This is a genomic window from Nonomuraea roseola, from assembly GCF_039535395.1.
Classification (GTDB): Bacteria; Actinomycetota; Actinomycetes; order Streptosporangiales; family Streptosporangiaceae; genus Nonomuraea; species Nonomuraea roseola.
The window spans coordinates 721,976-745,084 of sequence record NZ_BAAAXC010000015.1 but is presented as its reverse complement, the minus strand read 5'-3'; the positions used below and the strand labels follow the sequence as shown (position 1 = coordinate 745,084).

Genomic DNA, 23,109 nt, shown 5'->3' with positions numbered 1-23,109 from the left:
ACGGAGGGCAATCGGCATGCCTCTCGCGATGTAGCGAGACTCTCCGGCGTACGTCGCCAGGTGCACGGGACATCCCCTAGGGGAGGGGCGTTCGAGACCCTCCGTTGGACGTCGTTATGTCCAGACATATTCTGTGAGGACAACGTGTAAGCCGATGTCGCGTCATGCCGACAGTTTGGAGGTGGGATGCGTGGTGGATAACCGGGATACTCGTAGCATGTCGGACCTTCTCGCGCGCCACAGGGCGGTAATCCCCAACTGGGTGGCCCTCTACTACAACGAGCCCATCGAGATCGTCAGCGGCAAGGGCAACCGTGTCGTCGACGCCTCGGGCAAGAGCTATCTCGACTTCTTCGCCGGGATCCTCACCAACATGATCGGGTACGACGTGCCCGAGGTGCGTGAGGCCGTCGAGCGTCAGCTGGCCACCGGAGTGGTGCACACCAGTACGGTCTACCTGCTGCGCGGCCAGATCGAGCTGGCCGAGAAGATCGCAAGGCTCTCGGGCATCCCCGACGCGAAGGTGTTCTTCACCAACTCGGGCACCGAGGCCAACGAGACGGCCCTGCTGCTGGCCACCTACGCGCGCAAGTCCGACCAGGTGCTCGCCATGCGGCAGAGCTACCATGGCCGCTCCTTCGGCGCGATCGGCGTCACCTCCAACCGCGCGTGGAAGAACAACTCCTACTCGCCGGTCAACGCGACGTTCCTGCACGGCGCCGACCGCCACCTGCCCCAGTTCGCGGGCCTGTCCGACGCCGACTACATCAAGGTCTGCGTCGAGGACCTGCGCCACGTGCTGGCCACCTCCGTGTCCAACGACGTGGCGGCGCTGATCGCCGAGCCGATCCAGGGCGTGGGCGGCTTCACGATGGCCCCCGACGGGCTGTTCGCCGCCTACAAGGAGGTGCTCGACGAAGAGGGCATCCTGTTCATCTCCGACGAGGTGCAGACGGGCTGGGGCCGTACGGGCTCGGCCTTCTTCGGGATCCAGAACCACGGTGTGACCCCCGACATGATGACCTTCGCCAAGGGCCTGGGCAACGGCTTCGCGGTCGGCGGCATCGTGGCCCGCGGAGACCTGCTCGACAACCTGCACGCGGTGGGCCTGGCCACCTTCGGCGGCAACCCGATCTCGATGGCCGCCGCCAACGCCACGCTCGACTACGTACTCGACCACGACCTGCAGGCCAATGCCCAGCGCACCGGCACGCTGATCATCAACGGACTGCGCGAGGCCGCCGAGCGGCTGCCGATCGTCACCGGCGTCCGCGGCAAGGGCCTGATGTTCGCGGTGGAGCTGGCCGACGGCGCGCTGGCCGCCAGGTTCATGGAGGAGTCCAAGAAGGCGGGCCTGCTCGCGGGCAAGGGCGGCCTCCACGGCAACGTCATCCGCATGGCGCCGCCGCTCACCCTGACGATGGACGAGGCCGCTGAGGGGCTCGGCATCATCGTCAACGCTCTGGAGACCATCAACGATGAAGCTCGTTAAGCACTGGATCAACGGATCCCTGGTGGACGGCGACAGCCGTACCGCCGAGATCTTCAACCCCGCCACCGGAGAGGTCAGCGGGCACGTGTCGCTGGCGTCGGTCGCCGACGTCGACGCGGCCGTCGCGGCCGCGGTCGCGGCCTTCCCCGCCTGGCGCGACGCGTCGCTGGTCAAGCGGGCGCAGGTGCTCTTCCGCTTCCGCGAGTTGATGTACGCCCACCGCGACGAGCTGGCCGCGCTGATCTCCGCCGAGCACGGCAAGGTGCACTCCGACGCGCTCGGCGAGGTGGCCAGGGGCCTGGAGGTCGTGGAGTTCGCCTGCGGCATCCCGCACCTGCTGAAGGGCGGCTTCTCCGAGGGCGTCTCGACCAGGGTCGACTCCTACTCCATCCGGCAGCCTGTCGGGGTCGTGGCGGGCATCACGCCGTTCAACTTCCCCGCGATGGTGCCGATGTGGATGTATCCCATCGCGATCGCCTGCGGCAACGCCTTCATCCTCAAGCCCTCGGAGAAGGACCCCTCGGCCTCGCTGCTCATGGCGCGGCTCTGGAAGGAGGCAGGGCTGCCCGACGGCGTCTTCAACGTCGTCCAGGGCGACAAGGTGGCCGTCGACAGGCTGCTGGCCCACGAGGACGTCAGGGCCGTCTCCTTCGTCGGCTCCACCCCGATCGCCCGCTACGTCTACGAGACCGGCACCGCGAACGGCAAGCGGGTCCAGGCGCTCGGCGGCGCGAAGAACCACATGCTGGTGCTGCCCGACGCCGACCTCGACCTGGTCGCCGACGCGGCGGTCTCGGCGGGCTTCGGCTCGGCCGGCGAGCGGTGCATGGCGATCTCGGTCGTGCTGGCCGTGGACCCCGTCGGCGACGAGCTCGTCTCCAAGATCGAGGAGAGGGTCGCCAAGCTGACCATCGGCCCGGGCGACGACGAGCGCTCCCAGATGGGGCCGCTGGTCACCGAGGTGCACCGCGACAAGGTCGCCTCCTACCTCGACCTGGGCGTCTCCGAGGGCGCGAAGCTGGTGATCGACGGGCGCGAGACCGCGGTGCTCGGCGGCGGCAAGGCGGTGGAGACGCCGGGCTTCTGGCTCGGTCCCACCCTCCTCGACCACGTGCCCGCGGGTTCTCGCGTGCACACCGAGGAGATCTTCGGCCCGGTGCTGTCGGTGGTGCGGATCTCCTCCTACGAGGAGGGCCTGGAGCTCATCAACGGCGGCGAGTTCGGCAACGGCACCGCGATCTTCACCAACGACGGGGGCGCCGCCAGGCGCTTCCAGAACGAGGTCGAGGTCGGCATGATCGGCATCAACGTGCCGATCCCCGTGCCGATGGCCTTCTACAGCTTCGGCGGATGGAAGGCCTCGCTCTTCGGCGACACGCATGTCCACGGCGCGGAGGGCGTGCACTTCTACACGCGGGGCAAGGTCGTCACCTCGCGGTGGCTCGACCCTTCGCACGGCGGCGTGAACCTCGGGTTCCCCACCAACAAGTAGTCAGCAAGGGGTGCGGGCCGTGGCGGCGCGCACCCCTGCCCCACGCGGTCCCCGGTAAGCTCCAGCCTGGACAAGGGGGACTTCGTGAAACACCACATATCTGCCATGGCTGTCGCCGTTGCGGCGTGTACGGCGATGGCCGGATGCGCGACGGCGACCGCGACGGCCAGGCCCGTGACCCCCGCTCCCAAGACCAGTCCCACTCCCTCGCGGACACCGGTGCCGAGCCCGACGCCGACCACGAGCCCCACGCAGAGCGACGGCACCCTGCAGATCCTCACCTACAAGGGGTACGCGGAGTCGGGCGGCGCCACGACGAACTGGGTGGCCGACTTCGAGAGCACGACGGGCTGCCGCATCGCCAGGCTCGACACCGTGCAGACCGCCCAGGAGATGCAGGCCAGGGTGGGTGAGCGGGCCTACGACGTGATCTCGGCGGGGCCCGAGGTGGCCGCGGGCCTGATCGCGGCCCAGCAGGTGCAGCCCATCGACACCGCCAGGGTCACGGGGTACGACGAGCTGACCAAGCGGCTGCGCGACCAGAGCGAGGTCGACGGCAAGGTGTACGGCGTGCCGTACCTGTGGGGCACCCACGAGATCATCTACGACGCCTCGAAGACCAAACCGCGTGACGCCTCGGCGCTGTACGACAGCCAGACGGCCGCGCTGCCCGACAGCCCTCTCTCCATCGCCGACGCCGCGCTCGCCGGCGGGGCCGACGACCCGTACGAGCTCACCGCGGGCCAGCTCGACCAGGCCATGACGCTGCTGGGCAAGAACAAGAACCGGCTGTACTGGAAGGACCCGATCACCCTGGTGCGCGCGTTCGCCACGGGCAAGGTCGACATCGCGCAGGCCACGCCGTACTTCAGGATGCTGCTGCAGAAGGCGGGCAGGAACGTCAAGGCGCTCGACACGTCCGAGACCACGGGCTGGGTCGACTCCTGGATGCTGAACGCGAGCACGCCCAGCCTCGACTGCGCCTACCGCTGGCTCAGCTGGACCGCGATGGCCGAGACCCAGCGTGACGCCGCCGCGTGGGTGGGGCTGGCCCCCGCCACCTCCAAGGCCTGCAGAGGCAGGGCCACGGCGGTCTGCGCCGCCTACGGCGTCACCAAGACGGCCAAGCCGGACAAGACGGCCAAGCCGGCAAAGGTGGTCTTTGCCGTACGCCCACCGGGGGATTGCACACCCCCTGAGGGGGAATGCACTGACTATGCCGCCTGGACCGAGCGGTGGCGAGGACTTGTGAGCTGATCGGGGGCCTGCCAGCCACCGCTTGACCATGCCGCGGGCGCGCCCGTCCCCCCCGCTGGGTGACGTCCGCCAAGGGGCGTCCCGGGTGTTCCCCCCGACCCCGGGGCGCTCCTTCTTCATGTGTGGAATATCCTGTCAATGGTCACTGTTCATGACGATTGAAACTTCAACATGAAGGGCGGCGATCGCCATGCAGTTCGGAATCTTCACCGTCAGCGACGTCACGACCGACCCGACCACCGGCAGGACGCCGACGGAGGCCGAGCGGATCAAGGCGATGGTCACGATCGCGCTCAAGGCCGAAGAGGTGGGCCTCGACGTGTTCGCGACAGGTGAGCACCACAACCCGCCCTTCGTCGCCTCCTCGCCGACGACGATGCTCGGCTACATCGCGGCCAGGACCGAGCGCCTGATCCTGTCGACCTCGACCACGCTGATCACCACGAACGACCCCGTGAAGATCGCCGAGGACTTCGCGATGCTGCAGCACCTGGCCGACGGCAGGGTGGATCTGATGATGGGCCGCGGCAACACGGGTCCCGTCTACCCCTGGTTCGGCAAGGACATCCGCGACGGCATCCCGCTGGCCATCGAGAACTACGCGCTGCTGCACAGGCTGTGGCGCGAGCCCGTGGTCGACTGGGAGGGCCGCTTCCGCACCCCGCTGCAGGGCTACACCTCGACGCCCGCGCCCCTCGACGGCGTGCCGCCGTTCGTCTGGCACGGCTCGATCCGCAGCCCCGAGATCGCCGAGCAGGCCGCCTACTACGGCGACGGGTTCTTCGCCAACAACATCTTCTGGCCGAAGGAGCACTACCAGCAGCTGGTCAGCCTCTACAGGAGGCGGTACGCCCACTACGGTCACGGCCTTCCCGAGCAGGCCATCGTCGGCCTCGGCGGCCAGGTGTTCATGCGGAGGAACTCCCAGGACGCCATCCGCGAGTTCCGCCCCTACTTCGACAACGCCCCCGTCTACGGCCACGGCCCCTCGCTCGAGGAGTTCATGGCCGAGACCCCGCTCACGGTCGGCAGCCCCGACCAGGTCATCGAGCGGACGCTCAAGTTCAGGGAGTACTTCGGCGACTACCAGCGCCAGCTGTTCCTCATGGACCACGCGGGACTGCCGCTGAAGACGGTCCTGGAGCAGCTCGACATCCTCGGCGAGGAGGTCGTGCCCGTGCTCCGCAAGGAGTTCGCGATCGGGCGGCCCGCCAACGTGCCCGACGCCCCCACCCACCAGTCGCTGCTCGCGCAGAAGGGTTGATCCATCATGAAGCTCGCCGTCGTCTCGGCCGGTCTCAGCCTGCCGTCCTCCACCCGCCTGCTGGCCGATCGGCTGACGTCGGCGCTGGTGGATCGGGCGCCCGAGGTGGAGGTCGAGATCATCGAACTGCGTGACCTGGCCGTCGACATCGCCAACAACCTGGTGACCGGGTTCCCCGCGACCCGGCTGCGCGCCGCGATCGACGCGGTGACCTCGGCCGACGGCCTGATCGCCGTCTCGCCGATCTTCACCGCGTCCTACAGCGGGCTGTTCAAGTCCTTCTTCGACGTGATCGACCACGACGCCCTCGCGGGCAAGCCGGTGCTGATCGCGGCGACGGGAGGCACGGCGCGGCACTCGCTGGCGCTGGAGCACGCGCTGCGGCCGATGTTCGCCTACCTGAGGGCGATCGTGGCCCCGACCGCGGTCTACGCGGCCTCGGAGGACTGGGGAGCGGAGGGCCTGTCGGAGCGCATCGAGCGCGCGGCCTCCGAGCTGGCGGGGCTGATGGGCAAGGAGCAGCCGGTCAGGGCCCAGGTTGACGAGGTCGTCCCGTTCGAGCAGCAGCTCGCGGCGCTCAGGCCGTGAGCGCGGGACAGGGCGGGGAGCGGCGTTCCTGAACGCCGCTCCCCGCCCCGTGCGATCAGAGCGACAGGCCCGTGAGGACCATGACCTTCTCGTAGGTGAGGTCCTCCATGGCCGAGTGGACGCCCTCGCGGCCGACCCCCGACTCCTTGACGCCGCCGTAGGGCATCTGGTCGGCGCGGTACGACGGCACGTCGCCGATGATCACGCCACCGACCTCCAGCTCGCGGTTGGCCTTGAACGCCACGTCGAGCGAGCGGGTGAAGACGCCCGCCTGCAGGCCGTACTTGGAGGAGTTGACCTCGGCGAAGGCCTCGTCGACCGAGGCGACCGGCTTGACGATCATGACGGGGCCGAAGACCTCCTCGCAGGAGACCTTGGCGTCGGCGGGGACGTCGGTGAGCACCGTGGGCGCGACGGTGGCGCCGTCGCGGGTGCCGCCGGCCAGCACGCGGGCGCCCGAGGCGACGGCCTCGTCCACCCATGCCGCCACGCGCTCGGCGGCGGCCACCGAGACCAGCGGGCCCACCTGCGTCTTCTCATCGAGCGGGTCGCCGGTGACCAGGCCGGCGACGGCCTCGACCAGCTTCTCCTCGAAGGCCGCCCGCACCGACTCCTCGACGATGACCCGCTGCACGGCGATGCAGCTCTGCCCCGCCTGGTAGTTGGAGAACAGGGCGACGCGCGAGGCCGCCCAGTCGAGGTCGGCGTCGGCCAGCACGACGGCCGCGGCGTTGCCGCCCAGCTCCAGCGTGACGTGCTTGCGCGGCACCTGGTCCATGATCGCGTAGCCGACCGGGCCCGATCCCGTGAAGGAGACCACCGGCAGGCGGGGGTCCTGGACCAGGGCGGAGGCGCGCTCGTTCTCGACGGGCAGGACCGAGAACATCCCAGCGGGCAGGTCGGTCTCGGCCAGGATCTCGCCGAGCACCAGCGACGACAGCGGCGTGGCGGGCGCGGGCTTCACGATGACGGGCGCCCCGACCGCGATCGCGGGGGCGACCTTGTGGGCGACGAGGTTGAGCGGGAAGTTGAAGGGCGTGATCGCCAGCACGGGGCCCTTGGGCTGGCGGCTGACGTAGGCCAGCCGTCCTGCCGCGGCGGGCTCGGTGTCGAGCCGCTGCACGCCGCCCGACCAGCGCCTGGTCTCCTCCGCGGCGAAGCGGAAGGTGGAGATGGCCCTGTTGACCTCGCCGCGCGCCCAGAAGATCGGCTTGCCGTTCTCGCCGGTGATCAGCTGCGCGATCTCCTCGTGCCGCTCGGCCAGCCGCTTGGCCACGTGGGCCAGCGCCTCGGCGCGCACGTGCACGGGCAGTGCGGCGGCCTCCTTCTGTACGGCCGCGGCCGCGGCGACAGCCTCCTCGACCTGCGCGTCGGTGGGCACCGAGTAGGTGCCGACCACACGACCGTCGTGGGAGTTGGTAACGGTGAGCTCGCGGTCGCCCGTGGCGGGCCGACCTGCGAGCCAGAAGCTGCGCACGTCCATACCCCGACGGTATGCCACATCCGGCGACGGGTAAGTTCTCCACGTTGCACAACAGCTGGGGGGCCAGCAGGCCGTTCCGAACAAAGCCGTCTGTAACAGATGTAGTGCTATTTCGGGATGTTTAGCTTGTCGAGTGGTTTGAGCGATCTCCTTACTGGCTAAGTCCTCCTGGTGCGGTTCCCCCGAGCATGAAAGGCATGGCCCCATGACCACGTCTGCGCCGCTGGGGCTTCAAGGTGCCTACCTGCTGGGTGAACGGACCTCCCACGACCGGCTGCGCGGCCGCACCCTCGAGGTGGCGGTGACCCTGCTCACCCGCGAAGGGCCCGACAGCCTGTCCATGCGCAGGATCGCGACAGAGGCGGGCTGCTCCACCACGGTCATCTACACGATGTTCGGCAGCAGGGAGGGCCTGGCCGAGGCGCTCTACCTGGAGGGCTTCGAGCGCTTCCGCCGCTTCCTCGAGGCGGTGCCCGCCAGGAAGGACCCCTTCGAGTACCTCACCGCGCTCGGCCCCGCCTACCGCGAGGCGTGCCTGGCCGAGCCCGGCTTCTACACGCTGATGTTCGAGCGGGCCATCCCCGGCTTCGAGCCGAGCGAGCGGGCGCGCACCCTGGCCCGCGCCGCGCTCAACATCCTCGACAGGGTGATCTCCGACTGCATCTCGGCCGGCTACCTCGTGCCCACGCAGCCTCGCAAGATCGCCGACGCGCTGTGGGCGGCGGCGCAGGGCGCGATCAGCCTCGAACGGGCCGGGCACCTGCGCGACGGCCGCACCTACGAGGCGGTCACGACCGCGACGATCTGCTGTTACCTGGCGGGCAAGAGCTGAGCGCGATCCACAGCTCGGCGCGCACCCCTGGATCGTCGAGGTCGCGGCCGAGCAGTTCGGAGACGCGCTTCATCCGGTAGCGCAGCGTGTGCCTGTGCACGCCGAGGCGCTGGGCGGCCGCGTCCCAGTGGCCGTTGGCGCCGAGGTAGGCGCGCAGCGACTCGACGAGATCGGCGCGCGAGCCGTACTCGTTGAGCGGCGCGAGCAGCGCCGAGGAGAAGGCGTGCGCGGCCGCGGGGTCGAGCAGGGCCAGCAGGCCCTGGCCCGCCAGGTCGGCGAACCTCACCGTGCCGCCTTCGGCCTTGCGCGCCGCCTCGAGCGCGCGGCCCGCCTGCTCGATCGCGCTGTCGAGCTCGCCGTACGGCACGGGCGAGCTCACCCCGACGGGCCCCTCGAGCCCTGGCGGCACCTCCTCGACCAGCGCGAGACCCTCGGTGGTGAACGTGCGCGGATCCATGGCCTCCAGCGTCTCGCCGTCGGCCGCCAGCACGGTGACGGGCTCGGCGGGCAGCCGCCCTCCCATCGGGGCCAGCGCCGCGCGCGCCCGCTCCACCTCTCCCGCCAGCAGCAGGGTCAGGACGGCCGTGCGCACCCCTCTCTCCGCCGCCAGCTGCGACCTGCCCTGCTCCAGCGCGAGGGTGAGCAGCGAGCCCGCGGCGTTGACGACGGTGTGCGCGACGGGGGAGAAGGGGTGCGGAGCGCCGACGGCGAAGAATCCCCTGATGCGCCTGGAGGTGCCGCTGAGCGGCTGCACGATCACGTGCTCGCCCGGCGACGACAGCGCCACGCTGGACAGCGGGCGTTCGGCGGGCTCCTGCCGGTGAGAGCCGCGGCGCAACCGGTCGAGCGCGGGCAGCACGGTGTCGAGGCGGGCGTCAGGGGTGGCGTGCGCGACCTCGCCCGACTCGCCGATCAGGGCGGCCCAGCCGCCCACCTCCTTGGCCAGTCTGTCGATGACCGCGTGCGTGCCCTCGGGCCGCAGCGCCGCCCGCGTGAGCCTGCCCTGCGCGGCGAACGCCCTGCTGATCTCGTCGTACTGCTCGGCCGCCAGCAGCTCGCTGACCGTCTTGCCGATCGCGATGAACGGGGTCTCGCGCGGCACCTCGAGCAGCGGCAGGCCCGCCGCCATGGCCGCCTCGACCAGCTCGGCGGGCACGTCGTCGTGGGTCAGGCCGACACCGAACCCGAGCCCCGCCACCCCGCGCTCGACCAGCCTGCCCACGTAGGCAGAGAAGCCCGAGGTCAGCCGCATGCCGGTGGTCAGCACCAGCTCGCCGCCCTCGAGGAACGGCGTGGGATCCTCGAGCTCGCTGACCGCGACCCAGCGAACGGGACGGTCGAGCGAACCGGCCAGCGGGCGCAGCCGCATGCGGCGCACCACGGTCTGCAGAGAAGGCGGCATCGGGTGTTTGTCCATTCCGGCAAAGCGAGCTGTGCCCATTGTGCCATCGCGACACATCGGCGTTGGGCGCCGCCCGCCGTACCGTCACGGTATGAGCACATATCAGGGAGGCCCGGCGCTTCCGCAGGAGCGTCGCCTCGTCACCGAGATCCCAGGGCCGAAGTCGCGGGAGCTGCTCGCGCGCAAGCAGGCGGCGGTGCCGCCCGGCATCGGCACCACGCTGCCCGTCTTCGTGACGAGGGCCGGTGGCGGCGTGGTCGTCGACATCGACGGCAACTCCCTGATCGACTTCGGCTCCGGCATCGCCGTCACCAGCGTGGGCAACGCCGCTCCCCGCGTGGTCGAGCGGGTCAGCAGGCAGGTGGCCGACTTCACGCACACCTGTTTCATGGTCACGCCGTACGAGTCGTACGTCGAGGTGTGCGAGAAGCTCAACGAGCTCACCCCCGGCGACCACGAGAAGCGCACGTTCCTGGTGAACAGCGGCGCCGAGGCCGTGGAGAACGCGGTCAAGGTGGCGCGCCTTGCCACCGGCAGGCAGGCCGTCGTGGTCTTCGACCACGGCTACCACGGGCGCACGCTGCTCACCATGACGCTGACCGCCAAGAACATGCCCTACAAGCAGGGCTTCGGTCCCTTCGCGCCCGAGGTGTACAGGGTGCCGCTGGCCTACCCCTACCGCTGGCCGACGGGTCCCGAGAACTGCGCCGAGGAGGCCGCCGCCCAGGCCATCGACGCGATCAACAAGCAGATCGGCGCGGGCAACGTGGCCGCCGTCGTGATCGAGCCGATCGCGGGCGAGGGGGGCTTCATCGAGCCCGCCAAGGGCTTCCTGCCGCGCATCGCGGAGTACTGCCGCGAGAACGGCATCGTCTTCATCGCCGACGAGGTGCAGACCGGCTTCGCCCGCACCGGGCAGCTGTTCGCCTGTGAGGACGAGGGCATCGTCCCCGACATCATCACCACCGCCAAGGGCATCGCGGGCGGTCTGCCGCTGGCCGCCGTCACCGGCCGCGCCGACCTGCTCGACAAGGTGCACGCGGGCGGCCTGGGCGGCACCTACGGCGGCAATCCGCTGGCCTGCGAGGCCGCGCTGGGCGTGCTGGAGACCATCGAGTCGGAGGACCTGGTCGCCAGGGCGCGCCGCATCGGCGAGATCATGCTGCCGAGGCTGCGCGCGATGCAGGAGCGCTTCGACGTCATCGGCGACGTCCGCGGGCGCGGTGCGATGATCGCGATCGAGCTGGTCAAGCCCGGCACCAAGGAGCCCAACCCCGAGGTCGTGGCGGAGATCGTCCGCAGATGCCACGCCGAGGGCCTGCTCGTGCTGACCGCCGGCACCTACGGCAACGTGCTGCGTTTCCTGCCGCCGCTCGTGATGCCCGAGCACCTGCTCGAAGAGGGCCTGGCCATCCTCGAGAAGGCGCTGTCGGCCTAACCTCGCGAAAATCGGGCATCCGGCTTGCGGCTGGATGCCCGTTTTTGCGTATCGCCATCGCCGAGTTTTCACCATCGCTTGGCAGTGCGCTCAACGATCATCCGGCTATAACGGTTCCGGTATGACCACGAGCGGTGACTGCGAGGAGCGTGATGGACTGGCTCGGCATGGCGACGTTCGACCCTGAGGGGCTGAGCTTCGCGCAGCGCGACGGCGACGCCTGCGTGGTGTGCCACAAACGGTGGCCGAGGCCCAGGGTGCACGTCGGGCGCCTGCCCGACAGCTCCCGTGTGCTGGCCTGCCCCGACTGCGCCGAGGCGCTGCTTCCTGCCATGTCCGCCACCGTCGTGGGCCTTCCCTCGCGTTAGGCGGCCCGGCTCGCCGTCTGCTCGCGCAGGCCCCACGGCGAGCCGTACTCGGTGAGCAGGTCGAGGAAGGGCACCGCGTCGAACGCCTCGGGGCCCAGCACGCCCTCGCCCCTCCACACGCCCCTGGCCACCAGCTCCAGCGCCACCACCGGGTGGATGGCGGTCTGCCACACCACGGCCTGCGCGCCGTACTCCCTCATCGACCAGGCGTTGTCGACCACGTGGTACAGGTAGACCTCGCGCGGCCTGCCGTCCTTGCCGGTGCCCTTCACCCACGTGCCCGCGCAGGTCTTGCCGCGCATGCGCTCGCCCAGCGTGGCGGGGTCGGGCAGGCTCGCGGCGACCACGTCGCGCGGCGCCACCTCCTCGTCGCCCACCCGCACCTTGTCGGTACCGTCGAGGCCGAGCTTGTGAAGGGTCTTGAGGACGCCGATGAACTCCTCGCCCAGGCCGTACTTGAACGTCACCCGCTTGGCGTCGATCCACCTCGGGACCAGGAGCACCTCCTCGTGCTCGACGTTCACGCACTCCACGGGGCCGATGCCCTCGGGGAAGTCGAACACCTCGGGTTCGCTGAACGGCTCGGTCGTGCGCCACCCGCCGTCCTCCCACACCACCGGCGGGTTGAGGCACTCCTCGATCGTCGTCCAGATGGAGAAGGTGGGCGCGAAGTCGTAGCCCTCGACGACCAGGTTCGAGCCGTCCCTGACGCCCAGCTCCTCGATGCTCTCGAACAGGTGGTCGGCGGCGTACCTGGCGAACACGTCGGCCAGGCCGGGCTCGACGCCCATCCCGACCAGCGCCAGCTTTCCGCCGGCGCGCCACTCGGCGTCCTTCGCGAACTGCTCGTCGCCGAGCTTCACGCCCGTCAGCTCGTACGGCGCGCGCGGATGCGGCCTGGACAGGGACATCGCCATGTCGAGGTAGTGCGCCCCCGCCTCAAGCGCCGCCTCGAACAGGGGCATGGTGAAGCGCGGGTCGACGGCGTTGAACAGCACGTCGCACCGGTGCTCGCGCAACGCGGCGACCACGGCGGCCCGGTCGGAGGCGTCGAGCTGGATGGCGCTGAACCGGGCGTCGCCGGCCTTGGCGGCGGCCTCGGCCGCCCGGTCCTGTTTCGAGTCGGCGACCACGATGTGTTCGAAGAAATCTCGGCGGGCGGCGATGGGGACCACGGCGGAGCCGACGCCGCCGGCTCCCACAAGGAGGATTCTCATGCGGGAACACTACCCACTGACTGGTCATTCAGCCAATCGGTGTCTCAGCCCTTCACCGCGCCGCTGGACAGGCCGCCGACGATGAACCGCTGGAGGAACTGGAACAGGACCAGCACCGGCAGCGCGCCGAGAAGCGCTCCCGCCGCGAACACCCCCCAGTTCTGCCCGAGCTGGTAGGAGACGAGCTGATAGAGGCCGACCGCGAGCGTCTGCTGGTCGGGATCGGTCAGCACCAGCCCGGCGATGACGAAGTCGTTCAGCGTGGCGACGAAGGAGAACAGCGCCACCACGACCAGGATCGGGGCGGTCAGGGGGAGCAGCACCCTGAAGAAGACCTGAGCGTGCGAGGCTCCGTCGATCTTCGCCGACTCGTCCAGCTCCAGGGGGACCGAGTCGAAGAACCCCTTCATGAGGTAGGTGTTCACGCCGAGCGCTCCGCCGAGGTAGACCATGACCAGCCCGAGCCTGCTGCCCAGCCCGAGGGGCGGGTAGACCTCCTTCAGCGCCGACAGCAGCAGGAAGATCGCCACGTAGGCGAGCACCTGCGGGAAGAGCTGCACGAACACCAGCCCGGTCAGGCCCGCCGTACGGCCGGTGAACCTGAAGCGGGAGAAGGCGTAGGCCGCGCAGGCGCCGAGGAAGACCGAGCCCGCTGCCGTGGTCAGCCCGATCGCCATCGAGTTGCCGAACCACAGGGAGAAGGGGTGCAGCGCGTCGCGGAACAGCGTGGCGTAGTGGTCGAGGGTGACGTCGGCGAACAGGTCGTTCGAGCCGGTCAGCGTGCCGCTGGGGTTGAGGGAGGCGGCCACGACGAACACCAGGGGGAACAGGGCGACGACGGCCGCGGCCATGCCGACCACGTGCCTCCAGAGCCTCATGCCGCGGCCTCCAGCCTGCGGGTCCTGCGGAAGCCCGCCAGCGAGACCGCCGCGATCACCGCGAAGATCAGGATGGAGACCGCGCAGGCCAGACCGTAGTTCCTGCTGGAGCCGCCGAAGGCCAGCTTGTAGACCAGCGAGATCAGCAGGTCGGTGGAGCCCACGTCGATGGGCGCCCGCGGGTCGCGGGGGCCGCCGCCCGTCAGCATGTAGATGACGTTGAAGTTGTTGAAGTTGAAGGCGAACGTCGCCACCAGCACCGGCGCGGTCGAGGCCAGCAGCAGCGGCAGCTTGATCCTGCGCAGCACCCTCCAGGGGCCCGCGCCGTCCACCTGGGCGGCCTCCGACAGCGCGGGCGGTATCGCCTGGAGCGCGCCCGTGCAGATGAGGAACATGTAGGGGAAGCCGATCCACACGTTCACGGCCAGCACGCTGACCTTGGCCAGCCATGGGTCCGACAGCCACGGGACGTGCGCGCCGCCGAGCAGCACCTCGTTGACGAAGCCGTGGTCGGGGTTGAGCAGCCCTTGCCACAGCAGCGCCGCCATGAAGGCGGGGAAGGCGTAGGGGAAGACCAGCAGCGTCCTGTAGACGCGGTAGCCGTCCAGCACCAGCGCCAGCACCAGCCCGAAGCCGAAGCTGAGCGCCACCGACAGGCCCGCGAAGACGAACGTCCAGGCCAGCACCCCGAGGAAGGGCCCGCGGATGTCGGCGTTGGTGAGCACCGCGGTGAAGTTCTCGGGCCCGACGAACACCTTCCATCCAGGGCTGAGCTCGCGCTCTCCGGCGGCGAACGTCCCCCGCCCGCTGTCGCGGTAGACGGTCCCCGTGGCGGTGTCGGTGATGGTGTCCGTGCGGGCGTCGTGCCTGAGCGTCGAGCGGTACAGCGCCGCCGTCATCCCGTCGGCGGTCCTGAGGCTGCCGCCCGCGGACGGCACGCGCAGAGCGGTGACCTCCCTCTGCCTGGCGACGATCTCCGCGTAGGCGAGGGGCCGCCATCCCTCCTGGACGGCCGCGCCGACCTGGAACCCGAGCCTGCCGTCCTTCTCGATCACCTTGATCGGCCTGGACGGCACGCCGGGCACCCTGACCTCGCTGCCCGCCAGGATGGCGCTGACCGCGTCCTGCTTGGTCCCGTTGTGCCCGTCGCCGTAGTTGGTGAAGGCCGCGTACCCGGTGTAGAGCACGACATAGACCTGGTAGACCAGCAGCAGCACCACTCCAGGTGCGAGGTACTTGGCGGGCACCGCCCGCCTGCTGAGGTAGACCGCGTTGACCGCGACGGTGCCGAGCAGCAGCGCGGCGAACATCCACCACGACCGTTGCCCGCCGAGCACCACGAGCCCGTGGACCGCGAGCGCGTCCACGACCCCGAGCACCACGTACTTCACGTAACGCATGGTCAGTTCCCGATCTTCGCGCGGATCCGGTCCGCGGCCTTCCTAGTCAGCTCCGCGGGATCGCCCTGTCTGCTGATGACCGCCAGTTGCGACAGTCCCCAGTCGGCCCAGACCGCGTCCATCTCGGGGATGTTCGGCGTCGGCTCGCCCTGGGCGGCCGCCTTGGCGAACCCGGTCATCACCAGGTCGCCGCGCCGCTCCTCGCGCACCGACGTCATCGCAGGCGGCCGCCCGCCCGCGTCGTACAGCGCCGTCTGCGCGCCTGCGGTGGCGAGGTAGTTGAGCAGGAGGTCGTTGGCCAGGATCGGGTTGGCGCTCTTGGCGCTGACGTAGAAGCCCTGCACCCCGACGAACGGCCTGGCCGCCTCCCTGCCCGCAGGGGGGACGGGCTCGACGGAGAACGACACCCCCGACTTGACCAGCGCGGGCGCGTCCCACGGCCCGGTCACCAGGAAGGGGGTCTCGCCCTTGAGGAAGGCGCTGGTGGCGATGTCGCCCGTCAGCGACGTGGACAGGACCTTCTCCCTGGCCAGGTCCGCGAGGTAGGCGGCGAACGTCAGGCCGCCAGGCCCGTCCAGCTCCAGCTTCCTGCCCTCGCCGAAGACGCGGGAGCCGAAGGAGGTCTGCAGCGGGTACAGGTGGAAGGGCGAGCCCGCCTTCGGGTCGATCGGCAGCCCCACCGGATACTTCGCTTTGCCCGCCTTCACCAGCGCCCTGCCCGCCTTCACCACCTCGTCGAACGTCGTGGGCCGCGAAGGGGCAAGCGTCGGATTGCGCAGCAACGCCACACTCTCGATCGCGTACGGCACGCCGTACGTCTGGCCCTCGTAGGTCATCGCCCGCACCGCCACGGGGGAGAACAGCGAGGCCGCGGCCGACAGGTCGATCGGGGCGAGCACGCCGTTCTGCACGAGCTTGCCCAGCCAGTCGTGCGGGCCGACGATGACGTCGGGTCCCTGACCGGAGGGCGCCTGGGAGACGAAGTCGTCACGCAGGTTGCCCATGGGCTTCTGCACGATCTTGACGCGGACACCCCTGTCCTTCTCGAAGGCGGCGATGATCGGCTGGAGCGCGGCGGCCCTGTCGTCGTCGGCCCACACGGTGAGAGTCGGTGTTTCGGCGGAGGTCTTCTCCCCGGAGGCCTTCTCCTCGGGGGCAGTGGCGCACCCGGCGGCCAGCAGGAGGCAGAGGGCGAGTAGTTTGCGCATGTCAGGCTCCCTTGTGCGGATCGTCATGGGCGGGGTCGCTCCAGCCCGCGACCCGCACCCGCAGGTGCCGGTCGTCCTCGTGGATGAAGGGGGCACGGATCACCGCGCCGTCGGCGTCCAGGCCGTCGCAGCGCCAGCCTCTGCCGACGGTGCCGTTGAGCCCGATGCCGCGCGGCAGCCGCCAGCTGCCGTGGCGCACGCCGGGCGCCTTCTCGCCGGTGACCAGCCCGGAGAAGTAGACCGTGTCGTCGGGCGGGGTTCCCCGCGGCACCTCGATCGTGACCTCGAGGAGCGCGTCGGCCTCACCCTCGACGACCGTGACGAGGCTCGTCCCCGCCCGCGTGACGACCTCGGCGGTGCCGGGGCGCGCGCCGGCGAGCAGGGCGGGCCCCACCCGCTCCAGGAGATCCTCTGGCGTCCATGTGAGGGGGCCGCCGAGCACCGAGGAGCGCGAGCCGTCGGCCCGCTCGCCGATCGGAGCGGCGTCGAAGACCTGGCCGACCGCGGTGCTGCCGTCCGGCGCGGTCACCGAGACCAGAGGGCTGGGCCGGCCGAACAGGTGCAGCAGCGCGCTGCCCGCGCGGCGCGCCCACGCGTCCTCGTGGTGCGGGGCCAGCGGGTCGTGGTGGTAGCGCAGCTCGTCGTCGGGGGCGTAGCCGGCCACCTCGACGAGGTGACCGGCCAGCTCGCGGACGGGCCTGACCATGATCAGGCCCTCCATGCCGCCGATGTCGAGCCACAGCCTGCGCGGGCCGCGCTCGTCGAAGCGCCTGAAGACGGGCGTCTCGGCCAGCGTCTCGGGATCCACGAAGACCAGGAACGGCGAAAGCACAGCGGCCAGGCCGAAGACGTCGGGGCGGCGGAAGGCCAGGTGGTAGCTGACCAGCCCGCCCATCGACGACCCCATCACCGCCGTGGCCCCTGGATCGTCGGTCAGCGCGTAACGGGAGCGGAGCAGCGGAAGCAGCTCCTCGATGAGGAAGCGCTCGTACAGCTCGCCGCGCGGACTGGCATGCGGGTCACGGGGATAGGCCACCTCGTGGGAGTACTCGGCGCCGCGCTGGTCACCGGCGTTGGAGACGCCCACCGCCACCAGCGGCGGCAGCAGCCCCCTGCCGATCAGGTCGTCGAGCGTCTCGTCCAGCCGCCAGCTCGGCGACAGGCCGGCGCCGGCGAACACGTGCTGGCCGTCGTGCAGGATCACGACAGGGTGGGGCCCCGCCGAGGCGTCGTAGCCGGGCGGGAGGTAGACGAAGACGTCACGGGAGTTGCCGAGCGCCCGTGAGGCGACGCCCTTCAGGATGTCGATCACGCGGAGAACTCCCAGATGTGGAAAGCGGGCCCATCGGCGGGCATCGGCTCGCCTGGCCGCAGGTCGGGGCCGCCGGTGAGGCAGGCCATGGCGGCGGGAGCGAGCACGGGGGCGTGGTCACGGCGGCTGACCTGGACCAGCAGCGTCTCTCCTGGCAGCGCCCGCTCGAACAGCAGCACGTCCTCCTCGGCCCGAAGCCAGCGCAGGCCGCCGCTGCGCAGCGCGGGCCTGGTCCTGCGCAGCCCGATGAGGTCGCGGTAGATCCGGTGGGTCCCCTCGTCCTGAGGGCCGTCCCACGGGAAGGGCCGCCGGCCGTCCTCCAGGTGGACGCCCTCGACGCCGACCTCGTCGCCCGCGAAGACCATCGGCAGGCCAGGCAGCGTGAACAGCAGCGCGGCGCCCAGGTGCTGATGGTCCCTGCCGGCGATCGAACGGAACCTGGCGGTGTCGTGCGAGTCGAGCAGCGTCATGCTGTGGGTGAGCGAGCGCCAGGGGACGCGGCTGGAGTGGCGGCGCATCACCTCGGCCACGTCGTGCCCGCCGTACAGGGGGATGGGTCCTGGTGTGCCCCAGAACTCAGTGGAACGTTCCCTTGCCAGCCACGACCAGACGGGACGGGCGAAGCCCGCGTAGGACATCGTGCCGTGCCAGCCGTCGCCCCTCAGCGCGGCGGAGGCGTCGAACTGGTGCTCGGCCAGGAGCAGGCGGTCTCCCACGGCGGCTCGCGCGTCTCCTGCGACCTGGGCGTTGAGCTCGATGCCGCCGTGACGGCCCGCCGACTGGGCGACGTCCACCCGCCAGCCGTCCAGGCCGAACTCCTCCAGGTAGCGGGTGACCACCCGTGACAGGCGGCGGCGCAGTTCCTCCGAGCGGTGGTCGAACTTGGGCAGCGTCTTCACGCCCGCGAACGTGGCGTAGTCGTCGCCGTGCAAGTAGTAGAAGCCGCGCTCGGGGCTGGACTCCTCGGCCCTGCCGCGCAGGAACCACTCGTGGCCGTCGCCGGAGTGGTTGAGCGTGATGTCGCCGATCACCCGCATGCCCCGGGCGTGCGCGGCCGCGGTGAGCGCCCTGAGCGCCTCGTCGCCGCCGAGCAGCGGGTCCACGCGGTCGAAGCTCGTGGCGTCGTAGCGGTGGTTGGACCTGGCGGGGAAGAACGGCGTGAGGTAGATCAGGTTGGCGCCGAGCCGCTCGATGTGGTCGAGCCGCTCCGCCACACCCCACAGGTCTCCGCCGTAGAGCTGCTGGAGGGCGCCTGGCGTGCCGTACGGGATGGGATCGTGCCATTCCGCCCGCCTGGCCCACGAGGGCAGCGCCGCGGGCGGCCGGGACGAGCGGGCGAACCTGTCGGGGAAGATCTGGTAGATCACCGCGTCGGCGGCCCACGCGGGCGGCGGGGGATAGGCGGTGAGCGTGAAATCGGCCGCGTCGGTGACCTCGACGCGTGACAGGCCGGCGGCGGTCAGCCAGAGCTGGCCCCCAGCGGTGTGCAGCAGGAAGCGGTAGCCGCACTCGGGATTGACGATCTCGACGCTCGCCCGCCACCAGGTCTCGCTGTCGTCCGCGCGGTCCACGAGCGCCTCGGCGAACCTCGGCTCACCGTCGGGCGCGGTGCGCACGAAGGCGCGGCGGACGCCGAGCGCGTTGGCGGTGCGCAGGAACACCTCGACCCGTTCGCCGAGGGCGGGCGCCTGGTCGGCCACGTACAGCGGCGACCCGTCGTGATGCGCCCCGGTGTTGCAAAGTGTTTCTGGCTGCCCCATGCTGTTGCCGCTCCGAAATGCAGTGTTTACCTGGCCTTACGCTCGGCGAGCCTAAGAGCGACGATTTGTCGGAGGCAACACGTTGCAACATGTTTCGGTGATTTCTCGGAGAGGGAGGATCGCGTGACGCGACTGTCCGTGCGGACGATCGCCAAGCGGATCGGGGTGAGCGCCGCGACGGTCAGCCGCGTGCTCAACGACCGCCCCGGCGTGGCAGAGGCTACCCGCGCCAGGGTGCTGAGAGAGATGCACGAGCAGGGCATGGCCGCGCCCGCCCCCGAGTCCGAGCCGTTCGTCGGCATCATCGTCCCCGAGCTGGACAACCCGGTCTTCCCGCTGCTGGCGGGGGCGATCGAGGCCAAGCTCGGCGGCCAGGGCGTCACAGCGATGATCGGCAGCTCCACCAGGAAGGGGCCGACCGAGCTCGACTACATCGCGACGCTGCTCAGGCAGCACATCCAGGGTCTGGTGCTGATCTCAGGACGGCACGCCAACCCCTCGGCCGACCACGGCTTCTACTGGCAACTGCATCGCAGGCACCTGCCGATGGTGCTGGTCGGCGGCCAGGTCAAGGACCTGCCGGTTCCCACGGTGACCACGGACGAGGCCGCGGGAGCGGCGATGGCCGTCGCCCACCTGCACTCCCTCGGTCACACCAGGATCGGCCTGGCCGGAGGGCAGGGCTATCTGCGGCCCTCGCGCAACCGGCTGAGGGGATACCGCAGGGAGATGCGCAGGCTGTTCGGCGGCGTGGACGACGCGCTCTACGCCGAGACGGACTACTCGATCACCGGCGGGCAGGCCGCCGCCAGGATCCTGCTCACAGCGGGCGCCACCGCGATCATCGCGGGCAGCGACCTGATGGCGCTGGGCGTGATGGAGGCCGTGAGGGAGGCGGGGCTGTCGGTGCCCCGCGACGTGTCGGTGATCGGTTACGACGACTCCTACCTGGCCGCCCACAGCGCGCTGACCACCGTGAGGCAGCCGGTGGAGGAGATGGCCGGAGCCGTCGCGACGGCGCTGGGTGAGCGGTTGCAGGGCTACCACACCGCTCATGTGGACCACGTGTTCACGCCCACCCTGGTCGTCCGCGGTTCGACAGGTGCCAGCTGATCGAGGCGCTTTTCGAAGCAGACGCTCTCGGCGCAGTCGGCGTAGTCGCCGAAGCGCGGGATCGAGGCGTAGCCGGTGGAGGTGTAGAGGCCGATCGCCTCCTCGAACAGGCGGCCCGTCTCGAGCCTGAGCGTGTGCATGCCGCGCTCGGCGGCGAGCCTCTCCACCTCCGCCAGCAGCGCCCTGGACAGGCCGCGACCGCGGAAGGCGGGCCTTACGTACATCCGCTTGACCTCGCCCACGCCGGGCTCCAGCGGCTGGAGCCCCACGCACCCCGCCGCCAGCTCGTCCGAGCGCAACAGCAGGAAGGAGATGCGGGGGTCGAGGTGCTTGGGTGTGTCGTCGACGACGTCGCGCTGACGCCAGGCCAGCTCGGCCTGCTGCTCCGCGCACAGCTCCACGACCTGCGGCGACTCGGAGTTCTCAGACGTTATCCGCATGCGCGGCAGGATAACGACCTCCGTGTTTCGAACGTGTGACGCGACGGTCAGGCCCGCTCTGCGGTGGCGAACAGCGCCTTGGCCGAGTCGCCCAAGTAGGGGCCGTACATGGTGCCGCGGTCGTTGCTGTACTTGAAGCTGCTGACCGAGGTGAGTTTGCCGCGCCCGGTGGTGGCGTCGAAGGAGGACAGCCAGGGGCCGCCGCTGGAGCCCGCGGTCATGTCGCAGCGCAGGCCCTGGTCGCGCGTCTGGCCGTAGGGATCGTCGCGGACCTGCCCCGAGCAGTAGATGAGGTTCTCGCCGTCGAACGGCGGGTCGGCGGGGAAGCCGAAGCCGTAGACCTGGCCGCCGCGCGAGGAGTTGAAGGCGATCTCCTGCGTGCCGACCACGTCGGCGACGTGGCGGCCGCCCGAGGTGTTGAGCGCCACCATGCCGACGTCGTAGCTGTCGTCGGCCGAGCGGGACCACGGCCCCGCGACGAACATCCTGCGGGCGGTGTAGGAGCCGTACGGCTTGCCGCCACCGGGCTCGTAGCCGGGCACGAAGGTCCAGTTGCCGGCCCACGCGCCCTTGCCGTCCTTGACGCAGTGGCCCGCGGTGACGACGACGTCCTTGCTGGCGCTCTTGACGGTGCTGGCCGAGCAGACGAAGTCGACGCCGTCCATGGTGAGGAAGACCCTGCCGGTGGTGCGGGTGACGAGGCCGCCCGTGCCCCAGCGCGAGCCGCTGGTCGTGGCGGTGGGCCTGGCGGACTGCCGGCGGGGGGTGACGATCCTGCCTGCGGCTCCCGAGAGCTCGGGCGCGGTGGCGAGGCCCGCCCTGTTGGACAGGCCGCTCAGCAGGCCACCGTCCTTGGGGAGGGCGGCCTTGGCCATCGTGTCGAGCAGGTCGATCGGCAGCGCCTTCGACATCCTGGTGGGGGTCCAGTAGTCGAGCACGCGGCGCTGCTCGTCAGAACTGCGAGCCGCCACGTGCTCGACGACGTCCTCCTGCGGGGCAGGAACCGGCGCGACCGGCTTCGATGCGTGCTGGACGGGCGTGGCGCCGATCAGTGCCGCGCCCATCATGCCTGCGACGAGTGGAACGGACGCAAGCAGGGGGAGGCTCGAGGTCATGACCCACGAGTCTGCACTACTAGGTGTGTTCTTGTGACTACTTTCGGTAAATCAGCTCAGAGTGCGTTCGTGTTCTGCGCGGCGTTGTAGACAGCCTGGGCCTCGGCGCCGAAATACGGGCCGAACATCCAGTTGGGCGCGAAGTTGTACTTGAAACTGTTCACCGAATTCTGCGTGCCGAGCCCGGTCTTCTCGTCGAAGCTCACGAACCAGGGCCCGCCGCTGGAGCCGCCCGTCATGTTGCAGGTGAGCCCGTGGTCCTTCGACATCAGGAAGTCGTCGAAGGCCCTGCCGCTGCAGTAGATCAGCTTCGACCCGTCGTACGGCGCGGCGGCCGGGTAGCCGAAGGAGTGCATCTGCTGGCGCCTGCCCTGGTTGAAGGCCACGCCCTGGCCGCCGACGACGTCGGTCAGCGCCTTGCCCTGCAGCGGGGCCACGACCACGGCGGCGACGTCGTGGTTGATGTCCTCGCGCGCGTCCCACTGCGGGGTGGTGAGCAGCTTGCTGGCCACCCAGGTGCCGTGCGGCCTCGCGCCCTTGTCGTAGCCGGGGACGAAGACCCAGTTGGTGTGGAAGGCGCCGCCCATCTTGACGCAGTGCCCCGCGGTCATGACGACGCTCTTGTTCGCGCTGGTCACCGCGTTGCCCGAGCAGGAGGCGTTGCGGCCCTGGTAGGTGAAGAAGACGCGGCCCGCGGTCTTGGTGATCGCGCCGCCGCCCGTCCACGCGGTGCCCGAGCTGGCCTTGGCCGCCTGCGGCTGGCCGGGCGCCGAGCTGGTCGGCGGGGCCTCCCACGGGATGCCGGTGGTGGGCTCGCCCGGAGCGCCGTACTTGCCGCCGGACTTGGGCGCGGGAGGCGTGAGCGGCTGGGCCTCCTCCATCTTCTCCGGCGTCCAGTACTGCGTGACCGCCTTCTGCTCGGTCTTGGTGTCGGCGGCCTCCTCGGCGACCGGCTTCGGTCCCGCTCCCGCCTGAGCCGCCGCCGCTGGGAGCGCGGCGGCGCCGGTGGCGAGGGTGAGGATGGAAAGCAGAGCGAGTCTGCGGTGCATG

The 23,109-nt window shown here is 70.4% G+C and carries 20 protein-coding genes; 9 read left to right on the top strand and 11 right to left on the bottom strand.

Translation table 11 applies throughout. The features are described 5' to 3' along the window. Positions 1-217: 217 nt before the first annotated feature. The 5 genes from ABFX55_RS26590 to ABFX55_RS26570 all read left to right on the top strand — a co-directional run bounded on the left by ABFX55_RS26590 (position 218) and on the right by ABFX55_RS26570 (position 6,093). Positions 218-1,492 (top strand): aspartate aminotransferase family protein, encoded by a 1,275-nt coding sequence (locus ABFX55_RS26590; protein WP_346125352.1) that lies wholly within the window; start codon positions 218-220, stop codon positions 1,490-1,492. Continuing rightward, the gene (locus tag ABFX55_RS26585; RefSeq protein WP_346125350.1) at positions 1,479-2,984 is read left to right on the top strand and encodes a CoA-acylating methylmalonate-semialdehyde dehydrogenase; all 1,506 of its coding nucleotides are present in this window, start codon (positions 1,479-1,481) and stop codon (positions 2,982-2,984) included. Before ABFX55_RS26590 ends, ABFX55_RS26585 begins: the two co-directional genes overlap by 14 nt. A gap of 105 nt (positions 2,985-3,089) precedes the next feature. Then, positions 3,090-4,241 (top strand): extracellular solute-binding protein, encoded by a 1,152-nt coding sequence (locus tag ABFX55_RS26580; RefSeq protein ID WP_346125349.1) that lies wholly within the window; start codon positions 3,090-3,092, stop codon positions 4,239-4,241. A 190-nt stretch (positions 4,242-4,431) separates the two neighbouring features. Then, positions 4,432-5,505 (top strand): LLM class flavin-dependent oxidoreductase, encoded by a 1,074-nt coding sequence (locus ABFX55_RS26575; RefSeq protein WP_346125347.1) that lies wholly within the window; start codon positions 4,432-4,434, stop codon positions 5,503-5,505. A 6-nt stretch (positions 5,506-5,511) separates the two neighbouring features. Beyond that, on the top strand, positions 5,512-6,093 hold the full coding sequence (locus tag ABFX55_RS26570; RefSeq protein WP_346125345.1) for an FMN reductase: 582 nt from the start codon (positions 5,512-5,514) through the stop codon (positions 6,091-6,093). A gap of 55 nt (positions 6,094-6,148) precedes the next feature. Here the strand turns inward: ABFX55_RS26570 and ABFX55_RS26565 are convergent, their stop codons facing one another. Beyond that, a complete protein-coding gene (locus ABFX55_RS26565) occupies positions 6,149-7,576 on the bottom strand; it encodes an aldehyde dehydrogenase family protein (protein ID WP_346125343.1) in 1,428 nt (475 codons plus the stop codon). A gap of 205 nt (positions 7,577-7,781) precedes the next feature. On the opposite strand from ABFX55_RS26565, the gene ABFX55_RS26560 reads away from it, so the two are divergent. Beyond that, positions 7,782-8,408 (top strand): TetR/AcrR family transcriptional regulator, encoded by a 627-nt coding sequence (locus ABFX55_RS26560; protein WP_183648489.1) that lies wholly within the window; start codon positions 7,782-7,784, stop codon positions 8,406-8,408. On the opposite strand, the gene ABFX55_RS26555 is transcribed toward ABFX55_RS26560, so the two are convergent. Continuing rightward, positions 8,365-9,810, bottom strand: coding sequence for a PucR family transcriptional regulator (locus tag ABFX55_RS26555; protein ID WP_346125341.1), 1,446 nt, complete (start codon positions 9,808-9,810; stop codon positions 8,365-8,367). The genes ABFX55_RS26560 and ABFX55_RS26555 overlap by 44 nt on opposite strands. Positions 9,811-9,901: 91 nt before the next feature. On the opposite strand from ABFX55_RS26555, the gene gabT reads away from it, so the two are divergent. Then, a complete protein-coding gene (gene gabT / locus ABFX55_RS26550) occupies positions 9,902-11,248 on the top strand; it encodes a 4-aminobutyrate--2-oxoglutarate transaminase (protein WP_346125340.1) in 1,347 nt (448 codons plus the stop codon). Between the two features lie 152 nt (positions 11,249-11,400). Continuing rightward, entirely contained in the window at positions 11,401-11,616 is a 216-nt protein-coding gene (locus ABFX55_RS26545) for a hypothetical protein (protein ID WP_246451970.1), read from the top strand. Here the strand turns inward: ABFX55_RS26545 and ABFX55_RS26540 are convergent. From ABFX55_RS26540 to ABFX55_RS26515, 6 genes are read right to left on the bottom strand one after another with little or no spacing between them, the layout of a single operon-like run. Next, a complete protein-coding gene (locus ABFX55_RS26540) occupies positions 11,613-12,833 on the bottom strand; it encodes a saccharopine dehydrogenase family protein (RefSeq protein ID WP_346125339.1) in 1,221 nt (406 codons plus the stop codon). The genes ABFX55_RS26545 and ABFX55_RS26540 overlap by 4 nt on opposite strands. A 44-nt stretch (positions 12,834-12,877) precedes the next feature. Next, a complete protein-coding gene (locus ABFX55_RS26535; RefSeq protein WP_346125338.1) occupies positions 12,878-13,711 on the bottom strand; it encodes a sugar ABC transporter permease in 834 nt (277 codons plus the stop codon). Further along, positions 13,708-15,111: an ABC transporter permease subunit gene (locus ABFX55_RS26530; RefSeq protein WP_346125336.1), complete on the bottom strand. Its 1,404-nt coding sequence runs from the start codon at positions 15,109-15,111 to the stop codon at positions 13,708-13,710. The genes ABFX55_RS26535 and ABFX55_RS26530 overlap by 4 nt, the downstream gene beginning before the upstream one ends. Positions 15,112-15,113: 2 nt before the next feature. Then, positions 15,114-16,319 (bottom strand): sugar ABC transporter substrate-binding protein, encoded by a 1,206-nt coding sequence (locus ABFX55_RS26525; protein ID WP_346125335.1) that lies wholly within the window; start codon positions 16,317-16,319, stop codon positions 15,114-15,116. A gap of 1 nt (position 16,320) precedes the next feature. Beyond that, positions 16,321-17,631: an alpha/beta hydrolase gene (locus tag ABFX55_RS26520; protein ID WP_346125333.1), complete on the bottom strand. Its 1,311-nt coding sequence runs from the start codon at positions 17,629-17,631 to the stop codon at positions 16,321-16,323. Next, a complete protein-coding gene (locus ABFX55_RS26515; protein ID WP_346125331.1) occupies positions 17,628-19,391 on the bottom strand; it encodes a glycoside hydrolase family 13 protein in 1,764 nt (587 codons plus the stop codon). The genes ABFX55_RS26520 and ABFX55_RS26515 overlap by 4 nt, the downstream gene beginning before the upstream one ends. Positions 19,392-19,514: 123 nt before the next feature. Between ABFX55_RS26515 and ABFX55_RS26510 the strand changes: the two genes are divergently transcribed. Further along, positions 19,515-20,504 (top strand): LacI family DNA-binding transcriptional regulator, encoded by a 990-nt coding sequence (locus ABFX55_RS26510; protein ID WP_346125329.1) that lies wholly within the window; start codon positions 19,515-19,517, stop codon positions 20,502-20,504. Here the strand turns inward: ABFX55_RS26510 and ABFX55_RS26505 are convergent. Genes ABFX55_RS26505 through ABFX55_RS26495 form a run of 3 tightly spaced genes read right to left on the bottom strand, consistent with a single transcriptional unit; the run spans position 20,444 to position 23,108 of the window. Further along, positions 20,444-20,944, bottom strand: coding sequence for a GNAT family N-acetyltransferase (locus ABFX55_RS26505; RefSeq protein ID WP_346125327.1), 501 nt, complete (start codon positions 20,942-20,944; stop codon positions 20,444-20,446). The two genes, ABFX55_RS26510 and ABFX55_RS26505, sit on opposite strands and share 61 nt — an antisense overlap. 47 nt (positions 20,945-20,991) lie before the next feature. Beyond that, positions 20,992-22,059, bottom strand: coding sequence for a trypsin-like serine peptidase (locus tag ABFX55_RS26500; protein WP_346125325.1), 1,068 nt, complete (start codon positions 22,057-22,059; stop codon positions 20,992-20,994). Positions 22,060-22,115: 56 nt separating this feature from the next. Beyond that, on the bottom strand, positions 22,116-23,108 hold the full coding sequence (locus ABFX55_RS26495; protein WP_183648471.1) for a trypsin-like serine peptidase: 993 nt from the start codon (positions 23,106-23,108) through the stop codon (positions 22,116-22,118). Position 23,109 lies beyond the last annotated feature (1 nt).